This is a genomic window from Streptomyces sp. NPDC021212 (assembly GCF_044332925.1).
Classification (GTDB): Bacteria; Actinomycetota; Actinomycetes; order Streptomycetales; family Streptomycetaceae; genus Streptomyces.
Window position 1 is genome coordinate 66,824 of record NZ_JBIRPZ010000021.1, and the last position, 16,418, is coordinate 83,241.

A 16,418-nucleotide genomic window follows, 5' to 3' on the forward strand; every position below is an offset into this window, starting at 1 on the left:
TGACGTGGAAGGAATGCTGAGTCTTCGATGGCCGAGTCTTCGATGAGGGAACCGAGTGCTCGTCGCGTAGTGCTTTCTCCCACGCGTCTCTCCGACGTACGCCGGCGCACCGGTGACTTCTCCGACAGGACCATCGCCGAAGCGTGCGCCATCGGGCTGTCGTACTGGGCGACGGGCCGGAGCCCCGACGGCATCGACCTCAGCCCCGCCATCCTCTTCGCCGATGTCCTCGGCTGGGTCGACAACGGCGGTGCCACGCCCGGTGGTTGGGAGGTCGGCGCGGACGGCCGGAGCATCACCCTCCCCGAAGGCGTCGTACCGGCCGACGTACAGCTCGCGCTGGACGACCTGGCCGACTTCCCGGACCGTCCCCTCGGCACGATCGGCCCGTCCAGTGTGGCGGCGAGGCTCGACACGCTGGCCGAGTGGAACGCCACCCACGCCGACCGGGTCCGCCCGGCCATCGTGGAGATGTTCCGCGAGCAGGCGCGGACCCGGCCGGACGCCGTCGCCATCGTTGACGAGCACCGCTCGCTGACCTATCGTCAGACAGCTGAGCTGTCCGCCCAGTTGGCCCACCATCTGCTCGACCGTGGACTGCAACCTGAGCAGGTCGTCGGCATCTCCCTCGGCCGCTCCGCCGACATGGTGATCGGGCTGCTCGGGGTGCTCCAGGCGGGGTGTGCGTTCGTACCGCTCGATCCGCAGTGGCCCGCCGCGCGCCGCGCCGTCGTCATCGACGACGCCCAGGTCGTGGCGCAAATCAACGACTCGGGCGAGCGCGACCCGGGCGAACCGGAAGCCGTGGCCGTCGACCTCGGCGACTGGCGCTTCGGCTCGTACCCCGCGGAGGGCACCGGGGTCACCGTCCCCGGCGACGCCCTGGCATACGTGATCTTCACATCCGGTTCCACCGGGCGGCCCAAGGGCGCGATGATCCGGCACGAGGCGATCAGCGAGCGTCTGCTGTGGCAGGGCAACGAGATCCTGGGCTTCGGCCATCACGACGCGTCCCTGTTCAAGGCGCCGCTGTCCTTCGACATCTCCATCAACGAGATCTTCCTGCCGCTGGTGCACGGCGGCAGGCTGGTGGTTTTGCGGCCCGGTGGCGAACGCGATCCGCACCATCTTCTGAGCGTGATCGCCGAACAGCGCGTCACCTTCACCTACCTGGTGTCGTCCATGCTGGACGTGCTGCTGGAGATCGCGGGCGACTCCGGACGGCTGGACAGCCTGCGGCACGTGTGGTGCGGCGGCGAGGTGCTGACCCCGGAGCTGTACGAGCGGTTCCGCACCCGCCTCGACATCCCGCTGTACCACGGCTACGGCCCGGCCGAGACGACGATCGGCGTCTCCCACGTCATCTACCGGGGCGCGGCGGAACGCCTGTCGACATCGATCGGCAAGGCCAACCCCAACACCCAGTTGTACGTACTGGACGACGAAATGCGCCCGGTCCCGGTCGGGGTCGGCGGCGAACTGTACGTGGGAGGGTTCCTCCTCGGGCGGGGCTACATCGGCGCCCCCGGCCTCACGGCGTCCCGGTTCGTGGCGAACCCCTTCGCGGGGGATGGGTCCCGGCTGTACCGGACCGGTGACCTCGCGCGGTTCGCCCCGGACGGGTCGCTGGACTTCCTCGGCCGGGCCGACAACCAGATCAAGATCCGCGGCATGCGGCTGGAGATCGAGGATGTCGAGGTCGGTCTCGCGGAGCACCCCGGGGTACGGCACACCTGCGTCGTCGCCAAGAAGAACGCGGCGGGCGGCACCTACCTGGTGGGGTACGTGATCCCGGCCGCCGGGAGCGAGGAGCTGCGCGCGGACGAGGTCAGGGCGTGGGCGGCCGAGCACATGGTGGAGTACATGGTGCCCGCCCACATCGTGGTGATGACGGAGTTCCCGCTGACCGCGAACGGCAAGCTCGACCGCCGCGCGCTGCCGGAACCCGTGGTCGGGAAGGGCTCGCTCGTTCCGCCCGCCACCGAGAACGAGCGTGTGGTGTGCGCGGCGGTCGCGAGGGTGCTGCGGCTGGACGAGGTCGGTGTCGACCAGGACTTCTTCCAGCTCGGCGGGGACAGCCTGCTGGCGATCTCGCTTCTGAGCGCGGTGCGCGACGCGGGCCTGCACCTCACGGCACGGCACATCTTCTCCCACAGCACCGTCGGGGCGCTGGCGGCGGTGGCGCTCGTCGCGGACACCTCCGCCGTGGACCACGGCGACGTCGCGACCGGGTCCGTCGTGGGATCACCCATCGTGCAGTGGCTCGGCGAGACCACGGACGCGATTCGTGGCTTCGTGCAGTCGGTCGTGCTGAACACGCCGGCGGACCTGACCGCCGACGCCCTCGACGCGCTCCTCGCCGCCGTCGTCCGGCGGCACGACATGCTGCGCGCCAGGCTGGTGCGCGGCGACCGCTGGGGTTTCGACATCCCGGAGGCGGATCAGGCCGTCGTGTCGTGGCAGGAGAGCGACCGGCCGCTCGACGAGTGCGTCGCGCTCGCCACCGGCGGACTGGACCCGGCGGGCGGTGCGATGCTGCGTGCCGTCTGGCGGCGCGAGGCACGGCAACTGGTCGTGGTCGTCCATCACATGGTGATCGACGGCGTGTCCTGGCGTGTCCTGATGGACGACCTGGCCACGGCGTGGCGGCAGTTCGCCTCGGGCGAGCCGATCGCGCTGCCCCCGGTGGGCACGTCGTTCCGGCGCTGGACGCAGTTGCTGGAGCAGGCCGATTTCGACGCGGACCGCGCGTACTACCGGCGGCCCCTGCCGGGCACGGACGGGCCCGTGGGCAGGCGCGCGCTGTCCGAGACCGACACCGTCGCCCGCGAGCGGGTGCGGACCGTCTCGGCCGGTCCCGGCGTCACGGCCGCGCTGCTGGGCGAGATTCCCGCGAAGTTCCACGCGGGCGTGGGTGATGTGCTGCTGACCGCGCTCGCCGTCACCCTCGCCCGATGGCGCCGCGACCTCGGACAGGATCAGACGTTCGCGCACATCGAACTGGAGGGCCATGGCCGCGAAGGACGGTTCGTGGCGGACACCGCCGGTTTTGAACCGGAGCTGTCGCGGACCGTGGGCTGGTTCACCACGCTGTTCCCGGCGACCGTGGACCCCGGCGCGGCAGCCGATTTCACCGCGCCCGCGTACCTGGCCGCCGCGCTCAAGGCGGTCAAGGAAGACCTCGCCCGAGTGCCGGGCAACGGCGTTTCCTACGGTGCCCTGCGCTACCTGCACGACACCGCCTTCGACGCCCCCGCACCACAGGTGTTGTTCAACTACCTGGGCCGCTTTGACGCGGGCACGTCCGAGGACTGGCAACTCGCGTGCGGTACAGGGCAGTTGGGCGAGAAGCGGGACCCGAGGATGCGGCTGCCGCGCGCCCTGGAGTTCAATGCCATCACCGAACCCGCCCAGGATGGCGCGTACGAACTGATCACCACCATCTCCTGGCCCGACGGCATGTTCACCGACGAGGACATCGCGACGATCGGCGCGTACTACCAGGAGACCTTGGCCGGGCTGGCCGCGCTCGAGCGGGGCGGCCACTCGCCCAGTGACTTCGGCCCGGTGCCGCTGACGCAGGCCGATGTCGATGCCCTGGACGGCCCGGCGCTGCGTGACATCCTGCCGTTGACCCCGTTGCAGGAGGGCCTGTACTTCCACTCGGTCTTCGACGACGACTCGCCGGGCGCCTACGTCGAGCAGCAGCTGCTGACCCTGGACGGCGAGGTGGACGCCGGCCGGCTCGCGGCAGCGGCAACGCGGTTGCTCACGGTCTACCCGAACCTGGCCGCGCGGTTCACGGCCCTCGCCGACGGTCGCGTGGTCTCCGTGCTGGAGAGCGGTGTGGCGGCGCCCTTCACCACGCTGGACCGCCCCGGCATCACCGACGAGGAGATCCGCGCCCTGGCCGAGCGGGACCGCCGCGCCGGGTTCGACCTGGCGGCGGGTCCGCTGATGCGCTACACGCTCATCCGCGGGGGCCCCGGCCGGAACGCGCTGGTGCAGACCGTGCACCACATCATCGCCGACGGCTGGTCGGTTCCGCCGATGCTCCGTGCGCTGCTGGCCGAGTACCACGCGCCGGGGACGCTCTACCCGACCGGCGGCTTCCCCGACTACGCACGACGGCTCGCGGGACGCGACGACGGCGAGAGCGACCGGGTGTGGCGCGATCAGCTCGCCGGGCTGCCCGGCCCCTGGCTGGTCGCCGAGGGGCACACCCCGTCCGAGCGGTTCGCCGACACCGCCGTGGAGCCGGAGGACGACATCGACGCGGCCGTGCGCGCGGCCGGTGTGCCGCTGAGCGTGGCCGTGCACAGCGCCTGGGCGGTGACGCTGGGCGGCATCCTGCACGGCAGGGACGTGGTATTCGGTTCCACGGTGTCCGGGCGGGATGTGGAGGTGCCCGGCATCGAGGACATGGTGGGGCTGTTCATCAACACGATCCCCGTGCGCGCCCGGTGGGCCGGTGCCACCACGGCCCGTGACCTGCTCGCCTCGGTGCGGGAGCACCAGAGCGCGGTCCTGCCGCACCAGCATGTCTCACTGGCGAGGATCGGCCGCCAGGCCGGCGCGGGCACGCTGTTCGACACCCTGGTGGTGTTCGACGTGGCCACCGACGTGGCCGCGCTGCGACGGCCCGACGACACGCTCGTCATCACCGGCATCCTCAACGAGGGCGCTCCGCACTACCCGTTGACGCTGGTGGTCGAGCGCGCGCTCGACGGCCGTCCGCGTTTCAACCTGATCTACGACGGCGAACTGCTGCGGGAGGTGGCCGCGCGGGCGATCCTGCGTACCTTCACCCAGGCCCTCACCGGCCTGCTCACCCGGCCGGACGCCCTGGTCGACGCCCTGACGCCGGAGGATGCCCGGCATCCCGTGGCGTCGATCGCCCCGACCACGCTGGGCGCGCTGTTCGACGCCGCCGCGCAGCGCGACCCGGCCGCCACCGCCGTCACCCAGTGCGGTCTCGACGGCAGCACCCGTTCCCTCAGCTACGGCGAACTGGCCGCTGAAAAAGGCGAGTTGGCCTCGGCCCTGCGCGCGGCCGGGGCCGGCCCGGGCAAGCGGGTCGCCGTGGCCGTCCCGCGCTCCGTCGAGCAGGTGGTCGCGCTGGTGGCGATCGTCAGCGCGGGCGGCGCCTACGTACCCCTGGACCTGGCGTATCCGGACGAACGGCTGGAGTACATCCTCGCCGACGCCGCGCCGCAGGTCGTCCTCGTGGCCCGTGACCAGCGCGACCGCTTCACGCGGTTGCTGGCCCGGGCGGGCGTGCGGGCGCCGGTGCTCGTTCAGGGAGACGAGCAGCCGTCGGCCACCACCGGGTCCGGGCCCGAGGCCGGTTGGCACGATCCCGCGTACGTGATCTACACGTCCGGATCGACCGGCAGGCCCAAGGGCGTCGTCGTCCCGCACTCCAGTGTGGTGACGCTGCTCGCGAACACCCGGCCCGACATGGACTTCGGCCCGGACGACGTATGGGTCCAGTTCCACTCCTCCTCCTTCGACTTCGCCGTCTGGGAGCTGTGGGGCGCGCTGGCGCACGGTGGTGAGCTGCTGGTGCCGGAGTACGGGCTGACCCGCTCGCCGGTCGACTTCCACCGGCTGGTCCGCGAGCGCGGGGTGACGGTGCTCAACCAGACCCCGTCGGCGTTCTACCAGTTCATCGAGGCCGATCGGCATGCCGGGACGCCGTTGCCCGGGCTGCGCCGCATCATCTTCGGTGGCGAGGCGCTGGACCTCGGGCGGCTGCGCGGCTGGGTCGAGCGGCACGGCACCGGATCGCCCGAGCTGGTCAACATGTACGGCATCACCGAGACCACCGTCCATGTCACCCACCGGGTCCTGACCGACGAGGACTTCCGCGCAGGCGACGACGTCAGTCCGATCGGCGGCCCGATCCCCGGCCTGGTCACCCATCTGCTCGACGACCGCCTTCGGCCGGTGCCGCCGGGCCGGGTGGGCGCCATCTATGTCGCCGGCGATCAGGTGTCGCTCGGCTACCTCGGCAGGCCGGGGCTCACCGCGGGCCGGTTCGTGGCGAACCCGTTCGCGGGCGACGGCTCGCGCATGTACCACACGGGCGACCTCGCCATCCGTACCCTCGATGGCGAGCTGGAGTTCACCGGCCGCGCCGACGATCAGATCCAACTCAAGGGTTTCCGAATCGAGCCCAGCGAAGTGGAGGCCGCGATCAGGGAACTCGACGGCGTGGTCGACGCGGCCGTCACCGTGGCGGACGGCGGCGACCATCTGGTCGCGCACATCGTGGGCCGGGCGCCCGGCGACCTCACCGCCTTGCTGTCCGAGAAGCTGCCCGTGCACATGGTGCCGGGGCGGGTGCTGCCGGTCGACGCGCTGCCGCTGACGGTCAACGGAAAGCTGGACCGCGAGGCCCTGAGCGAACGGGCCGCACAGGGCGGCCCCCCGGTGGCCGCGAGTGACGACGCCCTTGCCGCCTTGGTCGGCATCTTCGCCGAGACGCTGCCCGGATCGGCCGTGGACGGCGATACCGACTTCTTCAGAGCCGGGGGCGACAGCATCGTCGCCATCACCGTGATCAACCGGGCCAGGGCCCTCGGTCTGCCGATCGTGCCACGGGACGTGTTCCTGTTCAGGACACCGCGCGCGCTCGCCGACCACCTGGGCACGCGCACCCCGCAGGCCGCCCCGGCGCCCACGCCCGCCCGCCGCGAGGACGGCCCGCTCCCGCCGACGCCGATCATCCTGCGCCAGCGGGAACTGGGTGGATCGCTTGCCCGGTTCGCCCAGGCCAGAACGCTGGTGGCCCCCGAGGGCACCGGGTTCGCCGACGCGCGGCGCGCCGCGAACGCCGTCGTGGCCGCGCACCCGGCCCTCCGGCTGCGGCTGCGCGTCGAGCACGGGGTGTGGGCACTGCGCACCGAGCCCGCCCGCGAGGTCACCGTCGTGACGACGGACACCACCGACGCGACGGCCGTGGCGAACGAGGCCGCCGGACGGCTCGATCCCGAGTCCGGTGACGTGGCCGCGTTCTCGTGGCTGGCGGCGAGCCGGACCCTGGTGGTCACCGTGCACCACCTCGCCGTCGACTCGGTGTCCTGGCTGGTCCTGCTGGACGACCTGGCCGCCGCCCTGCGCCGGGAGCCCTTGGCGCCGCCGACCACGTCGTACGCCGAGTACGCCGAAGCGCTGGCTCTCCGGTCGGCCCAGGCCATCGACGGCCTCGGACACTGGGTCAAGACCCTCCAGGCTCCCGAACTCCTACCGGAAATAGGCGAGTTGCGTGAGAGAACGGTCGCCCTCGCCCCCGACGTGAGCGACCGCGTGACGCGTACCGCGCCCGCGGCACTCGGCGTCGGGCTCACCGAGCTGCTGTGCGGCGCGCTGCGCACCGCGCTGACCCACACCCAGCCGGCACCCACCGACCTCGCGATCGAGCTGGAGCGGCACGGCCGGGTCCCGGCGCTGGAACATCACGACTACACCCGCACGGTCGGCTGGTTCACCTCCATCGCGCCCGTACGGCTCACCGCGCACACCGATCCCGTCGCGGCGGCGTATGAAGTGGCCGAACGCCAGCCGGACGAGCGCGGACACGTCGCCTACGGGCAGCTCAGATACCTCAACCCGCAGACGGCCCCGCTGCTCAACCTCCGCCCACAGGTGCTGTTCAACTACCTCGGCCGGGGCGACGAGTCCCAGGCGCCCCGCCTCATCGGCGGCGATCAGGGCAGCCCGTACGCCGTCGAGGTCAACGCCTGGACCGACGGGGCCACCGGAAGCCTGCACGCGGAGTTCACCCTCGCCGAGGGCATCCCCGACGAGATCACCGAGCACTGGCGGCGCGCGCTGGAACACATCGGCGACGCCTCCGTGACGGCCGAGCGCACCGCGCCGGTCACTCCGCTCCAGCGGGGCCTGTTCTTCCAGGCCCAGATGGCGGGCGCGGCCGGACCCTATGTCGCGCAGAGCTGGTTCACCTTCGACCGGCGCCTGGACACCGACGCGCTGGCCGAGGCGATGGCGTATGTGATGGGGCGCCACCCGGCCGTGGGCGCCGGATTCGCCACCGACGACGACGGAAACCCGGTCCAGGTCCTGGGGGCGAACCGACGTGTCGATGTCCGTACGGTCGCCCTCGCCACGGACGCGGAGGTCGACGCCCTGCGCGCCCGGGACCGCGACACCGGATTCGATCCGGGGGAGCCGCCGCTGATCCGGCTGACCGTGGTGCGTCTGCCCGACGACCGCGACGGGCTGCTGCTCAGCTACCACCTGCTGCTGTGGGACGGCTGGTCCCGCGAGATCGTGCTGCGGGAGCTGTTCGACGCCTACGGGGCCGTGCTCGCGGGCGAGTTGCCCGCCCCGGCCCCGGCCACGCCGAGCTTCGAGGACCACGCCCGGGCGCTCGACGCCAGGGACTCCGCCGTATCGGAGCGGTTCTGGGCGGCACACCTGGACGGTCTCCCCGGCCCGACGCTGATCGCCGGACCGGCGCCGTCCCTGTCGGAGGGGCTTCCGGGCACCCTCGTGCACACGCTGTCCGCCGAGCTGTCGGACCTGCTGCGGGAAGCGGCCAGGGCGCACGGTGTCACGCTGAACTCGGTGCTGACCGGCGCGTTCGGCCTGCTGCTGGGAGCCCGTACGGGCCGTAGCGACGCCGTGTTCGGCGTGACCGTATCCGGCCGGGAGGGCGAGGGGCTGGACGGCATCGTCGGTGTGCTGCTCAACACCGTGCCCCTGTGGACACGGGCCCGGCCGGACGACACGGTCGGCGCGTATCTGTCGGCCGTCCAGGCGGCCCGGGTCGAGGCGATGGAGCACGAACACCTCGGGCTCGGCGAGATCCAGCGGGCCAGTGGACACGACACCCTGTTCGACACCCTGTTCGTGCTGCAGAACTTCCTGGACATGGACGCGTTCGCCGAGATGAACGCCAGGCACGGCATCACCTCGGTGAAGGCCGACGACTCCACCCACTACCCGTTCACCTGGGTCGTCACGCCCGGCGACCGGCTCACGGTCAAGCTGGAGTACCGCGACGAGGACACCGAGAACGCCCGTCGTCTCCTCGGCCACTACCTGCGTGTGCTCGAGGACCTGGCCCGCTCGACCGGCCCGGTCGGCGTGCTGCGGGGGCTGGGGCCGCAGCCTTCGCCGGGACCGCGCTCGGACATCGGCACGGACACCGTGGTCGACCGGTTCGACCGCGCGGCGGACCGCGATCCGCAGCGGGTGGCGCTCGTCGCCCACGGCTCGGCCATGACGTTCGCCCAGCTGCGGGACCGGAGCCGCGCCGTGGCCGGTGTGCTCGCCGGGCGCGGCATCGGCCCCGAGCGGACCGTGGGCCTCGCGATCCCGCGCTCCCTCGACTCCCTCGTGGCGCTGTTCGCCGTGCTGCGCGTCGGCGCCGCGTACGTACCGCTGGAGCTGGACCACCCGGACGAGCGGATCGCCGCGATCGTGGCGGACGCCCGCCCGGACGTGATCCTCACCGTCAGCGCCGTGTCGCCCCGGCTCACCGGCGACCTGATCGAACTGGACCGGCCCCTTCCCGAGGCCGCGCCGTATACGACGTTCGCGCCGGACGACCCGGACCGGCTGAGGCACCCCGCTTACACCATCTACACCTCCGGATCGACCGGGAAGCCCAAGGGCGTGGTGACCGAGTACGCGGGGCTCACCAACATGCTGATCAACCACCAGCGCCGGATCTTCGAACCGGTGCTGGCGGAGCACGGCCACCGGATCTTCCGGATCGCGCACACCGTGTCGTTCGCCTTCGACATGTCGTGGGAAGAGCTGCTGTGGCTCGCCGACGGCCACGAGGTGCACATCTGCGACGAGGAGTTGCGCCGGGACGCGCCCCGGCTGGTCGAGTACTGCCTGGAGCACGGGATCGACGTCGTCAACGTGACCCCGACGTACGCGCAGCAACTGGTGGCCGAGGGGCTGCTCGACAACCCGGCGCGGCGGCCCGCGCTGGTGCTGCTGGGCGGCGAGGCCGTCACCCCGACACTGTGGCGGCGGCTCGCCGAGACCGAGGGGACGGTCGGCTACAACCTCTACGGGCCCACCGAGTACACCATCAACACCCTCGGCGTCGGCACCTTCGAATGCCAGGACCCGGTGGTGGGCGTGGCGATCGACAACACCGATGTCCACGTGCTGGATCCCTGGCTGCGGCCGCTGCCGGACGGCGTACCCGGTGAGCTGTACGTGTCGGGCATCGGCATCGCGCGCGGTTATCTCGGGCAGCCCGCCCAGACCGCGCATCGCTTCGTGGCGTGCCCGTTCGGCGAACCCGGCGAGCGCATGTACCGCACCGGGGACCTGGTGGTCCGCCGGCCCGACGGCAACCTGATGTACCTGGGCCGCACCGACCAGCAGGTCAAGATCCGGGGGCACCGGGTCGAACTCGGCGAGGTCGAGGCCGCGTTCGCGGCCCACCCGGCGGTGCGGTTCGTCGCCGCGGTCGCCCAGCCCGACCCGCAGGTGGACGGCGCGTACCGGCTGGCCGCCTATCTGGTGCTGGAGGGGGCGGAGTTGGCGGAGGTGGCCGCCGAGGTGGGCGCCGGGCTGCCGGACTTCCTGCGCCCGACGCACTACGCCCAGGTCGACAGCATCCCGCTGACGGTGAACGGGAAGGCCGACATCAAGGCGCTGCCGGAGGCCAAGCCGCTGGGCGCGCTGACCACGGCGGGGGAGCGGGGGCCGGCGACCGAGACCGAGACCGTGGTGTGCGAGTTCTTCGCCGAGGCGCTGGACCTGGACGACGACGAGGTGAGCGCGGTGAGCGACTTCGTGTCCCTCGGAGGGCACTCCATGGTGGCGGTGCGGCTGATCGGGCTGCTCCGCCGCGAGTACGGTCCGGTGATCACGATCCGAGACCTGTTCACCCTGCGAACCCCGGAAGCGATTGCCCGCCATCTCGACAACAACGACGACAACCCTGATGACAACTCCTGACACGCAGCGGCCCCGACCGGGTTCCGACATCCTCCGTACCGCACTGCGCCGCAACATGGGCGCCATGACCTGGGGCACCGTCCTCATGGGCATGTACCAGGCAGGCGAGACGGCCTTCCCCATCGCGCTCGGCCTGATCGTCGAGCACACGATGCGGGACCGCAGCCTCGGCGCGCTCGGCCTGTCGATCGCCGCTTTGGCGGTGATCATCACGACGGTGTCGCTGTCGTGGCGGTTCGGGATGCGCATCCTGCAGAAGGCCAACACGACCGAGGCACACCGCTGGCGGGTGAAGGTCGCCGCCTGTGGTCTCCAGCCGGTGGCCAGGGACGTGGACCTCAAGTCCGGCGAGGTGCTGACCATCGCCACCGAGGACGCCGACCAGACCGCCGACATCATCGAGGTGGTGCCGCTGCTGATCAGCTCGCTGGTGGCGGTGCTGGTCGCGGCGGTCGCGCTCGGCCTGGCCGACATCCGCCTCGGCCTGCTGGTGATCGTGGGCACCATCGCGATCCTGTCGGTCCTGAGCGTCCTGTCCAAACGGATCGGCTCCAGCACCCGCGAACAGCAGGCCCGGGTGGCGCGGGCGGGCGCGAAGGTCGCCGACCTGATCACCGGGCTGCGCCCGCTGCACGGCTTCGGCGGCAACCACGCGGCGTTCGGGTCGTACCGCAAGGTCAGCACGGAGGCGAAACACCAGGCGATCACTGTGGCCAAGGTGAACGGCGTGTACGCGGGCACCGCGCTGGCCCTCAACGCGGTCCTCGCCGCCGCCGTGACCCTGACGGCGGGGTCGCTGGCCTGGAGCGGCCGGATCACCATCGGGGAACTCGTCATGGCCGTGGGGCTGGCGCAGTTCATCATGGAACCGCTCAAGCTGTTCTCGGAGATGCCGAAGTACGTGATGATGGCGCGCGCGTCGGCCGAGCGGATGGCGCTGGTGCTGGCCGCGCCGCCGATGGCGACCCCGGGGCCGGGGCACCCGGCCGCGGGCGGCGACCTCGAGATCGACGGCGTCCGGTACGGCACCCTGCGCAGGTTGAAGTTCCACGTGGCCGCGGGCGAGTTCGTGGCGATCGCCGCCTACCAGCCACGCGCGGCGGCCGACCTCGCGGCGGTCCTGGCTGTGAACGTCCCGCCCGACACGTACGAGGGTGTGGTGCGGGTCGGCGGAGAGGAGCTGGCGGACCTGTCGATCGAGGCGGTCCGTTCGTACATGCTGGTGAACCCGTACGACGGGGAGATCTTCGCGGGCACCCTCCGTACGAACATCGACCCGTCGGGCACCAGCGGGATGGTGCCCGAGGCCGTCGAGGCGTCCATGCTGACCGACGTCGTCGCCCTCCACCGAGAAGGGCTCGACTACGGTGTCCGCGACCGCGGTGCGAACCTCTCCGGCGGGCAGCGCCAACGGCTGTCCCTGGCCCGCGCACTCGCCGCCGACACCGACGTCCTCGTCCTGCACGACCCGACGACGGCCGTCGACGCGGTCACCGAGCAGCTCATCGCGCGCAACGTCGCGAAGGTGCGCCGGGGCCGCACCACCGTCGTGATCACCAGCAGCCCGGCCCTCCTGGACGCCGCCGACCGTGTCCTCGTCCTGGACGACGGCGTCATCACCGCCGAGGACACCCACCGCAACCTCCTCGCCACCGACGAGGGCTACTGCGCGGCGGTGGCCAGGTGAACGCGTCCGTCAGCCGAGTGCCCAGGCGACATCCCTGAGCAGGGCGTGCCGCCAGCCCGCCCGGTCGTGGCCGGACGCCGACCGCGAGACCCGCACGGTCGCGCCGGCCCGTTCGGCCAGGGCCTCGGTCAGCTCGCAGTGGGGGAGCATCCGTGTCTCGTGTTCCCCCACGTCGAACGCGACCCGCAGACCGGACAGGCCGGGCCGCTCCCGCAGGCGTGCGGCGAGGATGCCGCCCACCGGGCCGCCCAAGGGGTCCGGCAGGCCCATGGCGTCGGGTGTCCACCAGAACGACCCCGACTGGCAGGCGACGCGGGACACCAGGCCCGGGAACTCCAGCGCCGCGTACATCGCGCTCAGCCCGCCCAGGCTCTGACCGGCGACCACCAGCCGGTCCACGTCGGCGGGCACGCCGGACTCGGCCACCAGCGGCAGCAGCTCGTCCCGGATCGCCTCCCACAGCTCGGGCCCGCACGCGAACTCGGCCTCCCGGTCCTTGGCCGGAAGGAAGACGAGCGTGACGGCGGGCATCTCGCCACTGGCGTGGGCCGAGTCGAACGCGGCCATGGCCGGGTGCAGATACAGCCAGTCGTCCCCGTCGAGCAGCAGGACCACGGGCCCGCCACCGCCCACCGGGTGGATGCGCACGGTGCGCCGCCCGCCGAGCCGTTCGCTGCTCCAGCGGATCCGGGTGCGCGGGAGGGGCAGTACGTCCGCGTCGCCGATGGCGGGCCAGTGCGGCTGGGCCGGGGCGTCGGGGGTGGCGGCGATGGACCGGTCGCCGCCGGCCCCGACCGGGTTGAACGGGTCGGCGTGTGCGTCGTCGTCCACGAGGAACTGGTAGGTCACCCGCAACCGCGCGGGCATGGGCACCTCGGCGTACCAGCAGTCCGTGTCGCCCCACCGGCGCAGGGGCACCGGCTCCGACCAGCTCTCGAAGGCGAGGGTCGCTGGGGACCCTCGCCACAGGAACAGGGTCACCCAGCCGCCGTCGTCGGCGGGTAACGACACGGGCGCCCCCGCCGCCGCCCAGAACACGTCGGTGCCGGGGGCGCCGTGCAGCCCGAACTCGACGAAGGCGTTCTCCCTGCCGGCCGTACCCGGGCGCATGAACGTCTCCTTGTGAGAGGGAAGGGACACGGATAAGCTCCTGTCAATTAGGTGAGGCTAGCCTAAATTTTGGCGTTCACATCAGGAGAACCCTGACCGATGCTCTCCACCGGACTGACGAACGCGCGCTTCCTCACCATGGACCCCGGCCACCCCGTGGCTCACGACCTGGGCGTGTGACGGGGCCGGATCCTGGGCCTGGAGGAGGCCGTGACCTCCCTGCCCGCCCGTGAGGTGATCGACCTTCAGGGCGCCACCATACTGCCCGGGTTCATCGCGCAAGGTGTTCATGCTGCACGACCCCGGGCGTGGCTGCGTCGTCAACACCGCCGTGCTGGACCTGCTCCCCGACGGCCTTCCGCACCAGAACGGCTTCCTGGCCGAGGGCGCCATGGGGGCCGCCCGCGCCCTGCGCCTGCCGTACCCCCAGCCGGATCTGGCCGAGGCCATCGGGCGCGCCGCCCGGACCTGCCTGGCCGAAGGCGTCACCGCCTGGGCCGAGGCGGGCATCGGCGGCACCCTCTTCGGCCACAGCCCGGTCGAGCTGGGTGCCTACCAACTCGCCCAGGAAAAGAGCCTGTTGCCGCTGCGGGTCCAGCTCATGGTCTCCGCCGACCGGCTGCGCCCGCTCGGCGCACACGAAGCCGACGGCATTCCCCGCGCCCTCGACCTCGGCCTGCGCACCGGGTTCGGGGACGACCGGCTCTCCGTGGGCGCGCTGAAGATCTTCACCGACGGCGGCATGATGGCCCGGACCGCCGCGCTCAGCAGCCCGTACGAAGGGCTGGACCACATGGGCGAGGTGCAGGACGACCCGGAGGTGCTCGTGGACACCATCGTGAACGGCCACCTGGAGGACACCGTGGGAAGCCTCACCCCGGGCAAGCTCGCCGACCTGGTCGTGCTCGGCGACGACCCCCGGCGGGTCGGTGCTTTGCGCATCGGGGACATCGAGGTGGTGGCGACGTACGTCGACGGCCGCGAGACCGGGAAGTAGGCGTCGTGCGCTCCCACACCGCTCGAACCGCCCCCGACCTCACTACGTTCGGTGGCCGCGGAGTTCAGTCCCAGCGGTCGGGGTCGGCGGCGTTCCAGTCGGCCGCCCAGGACGCGGGGGGCTCCGCGAGCAACTGCCCGCGCCCAAGCCACTCGTAGAGCTCCTCGTAGGACCTGTGCGTGGAGGGATCGACACGCCGGCGCAGCATGTGCGGCCGCAGTTGCGCGGGATCGGTGACTCCCATGGACGCCATGATCTGCAGCGCGCTCGCCACCGTCGCCTCCTGCAGGCGCCGCACCCGGGGCGTCTTGTCGCCGACGTCGAGGGCGCGGGCGCGCCAGGGGTCCTGGGTGGTGACGCCGGTGGGGCAGGTGTTCGTATGGCACCGCTGGGCCTGGATGCACCCCACGGCGAACATCATCGCCCGTGCCGCGTTGCCGTAGTCGGCACCCTGCACCATGCGTTTGACCAGGTCGGTACCGGTGGCGATCTTGCCGCTCGCGCCGACCTTGACCCGGTCGCGCAGCCCGGCGCCGACGAGGGCGTTGTGCACGGTGAGCAGCCCCTCGGTGAGCGGGACGCCGAGGTGGTCGGCGAACTCCAGGGGCGCGGCGCCGGTTCCGCCCTCGGCTCCGTCCACGACGATGAAGTCGGGGGCCGTGCCTTCCTCCCGCATGGCCTTGCACACGGCGAGGAACTGCCGGCGCGAGCCCACGCAGAGCTTGAAGCCGGCCGGCTTGCCACCGGACAGCTCCCGCATCCTGGCGATGAAGCGCACGAGTTCGCGCGGTGTGGAGAACACTCGATGGTACGGGGGTGAGAGGACCGTCCGCCCTTCGGGCACCTCCCGCACCCGCGCGATCTCGGCGTTGACCTTGGCACCGGGCAGGACTCCGCCGATGCCCGGTTTGGCGCCCTGCGAGATTTTGAGGGACACGCACTTCACGTGGTCGTGTGCGGCCTTGTCGGCGAACTCACCGGGGTCGAAGTCGCCGTCGCGGGTGCGGCAGCCGAAGTATCCGGTGCCGATCTCCCAGACGAGGTCGCCGCCCGGCCGCAGGTGGTACTCCGACAGGCCGCCCTCACCGGTGTCGTGGGCGAAACCTCCGGCCGCCGCGCCCCCGTTCAGGGCGAGGATCGCGTTCGCCGACAGCGAGCCGAAGCTCATCGCCGACACGTTCAGCAACGCCATGTCGTAAGGGCGGCCGCAGTCGGGTCCGCCGACGCGCACCCGCGGCGCCGTCTCCGGCACCGGGCAGGGAGCCATCGACGGGACCAGGAACTCGTAGCCGGGCTGGTACACGTCCCGTTCGGTGCCGAACGGCTCCTCGGCGTCGGTGCCCTTCGCCCGCTCGTAGACGATGCTGCGCACGTCCCGGTCGAAGGGGCGCCCGTCGAAGTTCCGCTCGATGAAATACTGCTGGAGCTCGGGACGGATCCGCTCCATGAGGAAGCGGGCGTGGCCCAGGACGGGATAGTTGCGCAGCACCGCGTGCCGACGCTGCAGCAGGTCCCGGGCGCCCAGCAGGCCCAGCAGGGCGAGCGGTACGGCGGCCGACCACCACCAGGGCGAGATCCCCAGCGCGGCCACGCCCGACACCAGGGCGGCGGCCCACATCAGGACGACGATTCCGACGCGTGTCATCCTCCGCAGGTTGCCCGTTGGCT

The 16,418-nt window shown here is 71.9% G+C and carries 4 protein-coding genes and 1 pseudogene; 3 read left to right on the forward strand and 2 right to left on the reverse strand.

The window, feature by feature from the left end; all coding sequences use genetic code 11:
• Positions 1-42: 42 nt before the first annotated feature.
• Together ACH4SI_RS38375 and ACH4SI_RS38380 are read left to right on the forward strand one after the other, a co-directional pair.
• On the forward strand, positions 43-10,956 hold the full coding sequence (locus ACH4SI_RS38375; protein ID WP_398304489.1) for an amino acid adenylation domain-containing protein: 10,914 nt from the start codon (positions 43-45) through the stop codon (positions 10,954-10,956).
• Positions 10,943-12,643, forward strand: a complete 1,701-nt coding sequence (locus tag ACH4SI_RS38380) for an ABC transporter ATP-binding protein (RefSeq protein ID WP_398304336.1) — start codon at positions 10,943-10,945, stop codon at positions 12,641-12,643. The genes ACH4SI_RS38375 and ACH4SI_RS38380 overlap by 14 nt, the downstream gene beginning before the upstream one ends.
• 9 nt (positions 12,644-12,652) lie before the next feature.
• Here the strand turns inward: ACH4SI_RS38380 and ACH4SI_RS38385 are convergent, their stop codons facing one another.
• A complete protein-coding gene (locus ACH4SI_RS38385; protein WP_398304339.1) occupies positions 12,653-13,753 on the reverse strand; it encodes an alpha/beta hydrolase-fold protein in 1,101 nt (366 codons plus the stop codon).
• Positions 13,754-13,852: 99 nt separating this feature from the next.
• Between ACH4SI_RS38385 and ACH4SI_RS38390 the strand changes: the two are divergent.
• Positions 13,853-14,606, forward strand: a pseudogene (locus ACH4SI_RS38390) (amidohydrolase family protein); the annotation flags it as partial.
• 208 nt (positions 14,607-14,814) lie between these two features.
• Here ACH4SI_RS38390 and ACH4SI_RS38395 read toward each other — a convergent pair.
• A complete protein-coding gene (locus tag ACH4SI_RS38395) occupies positions 14,815-16,395 on the reverse strand; it encodes an FMN-binding glutamate synthase family protein (protein ID WP_398304342.1) in 1,581 nt (526 codons plus the stop codon).
• Between the last annotated feature and the right edge of the window lie 23 nt (positions 16,396-16,418).

What these genes read in the sequence shown, in the direction of transcription:
- ACH4SI_RS38395 (WP_398304342.1), bottom strand. Translation starts at nt 16,395, where the DNA reads ATGACACGCGTCGGAATCGTCGTCCTGATGTGGGCCGCCGCCCTGGTG.
- ACH4SI_RS38385 (WP_398304339.1), bottom strand. Translation starts at nt 13,753, where the DNA reads ATGCGCCCGGGTACGGCCGGCAGGGAGAACGCCTTCGTCGAGTTCGGG.
- ACH4SI_RS38375 (WP_398304489.1), top strand. Translation starts at nt 43, where the DNA reads ATGAGGGAACCGAGTGCTCGTCGCGTAGTGCTTTCTCCCACGCGTCTC.
- ACH4SI_RS38380 (WP_398304336.1), top strand. Translation starts at nt 10,943, where the DNA reads ATGACAACTCCTGACACGCAGCGGCCCCGACCGGGTTCCGACATCCTC.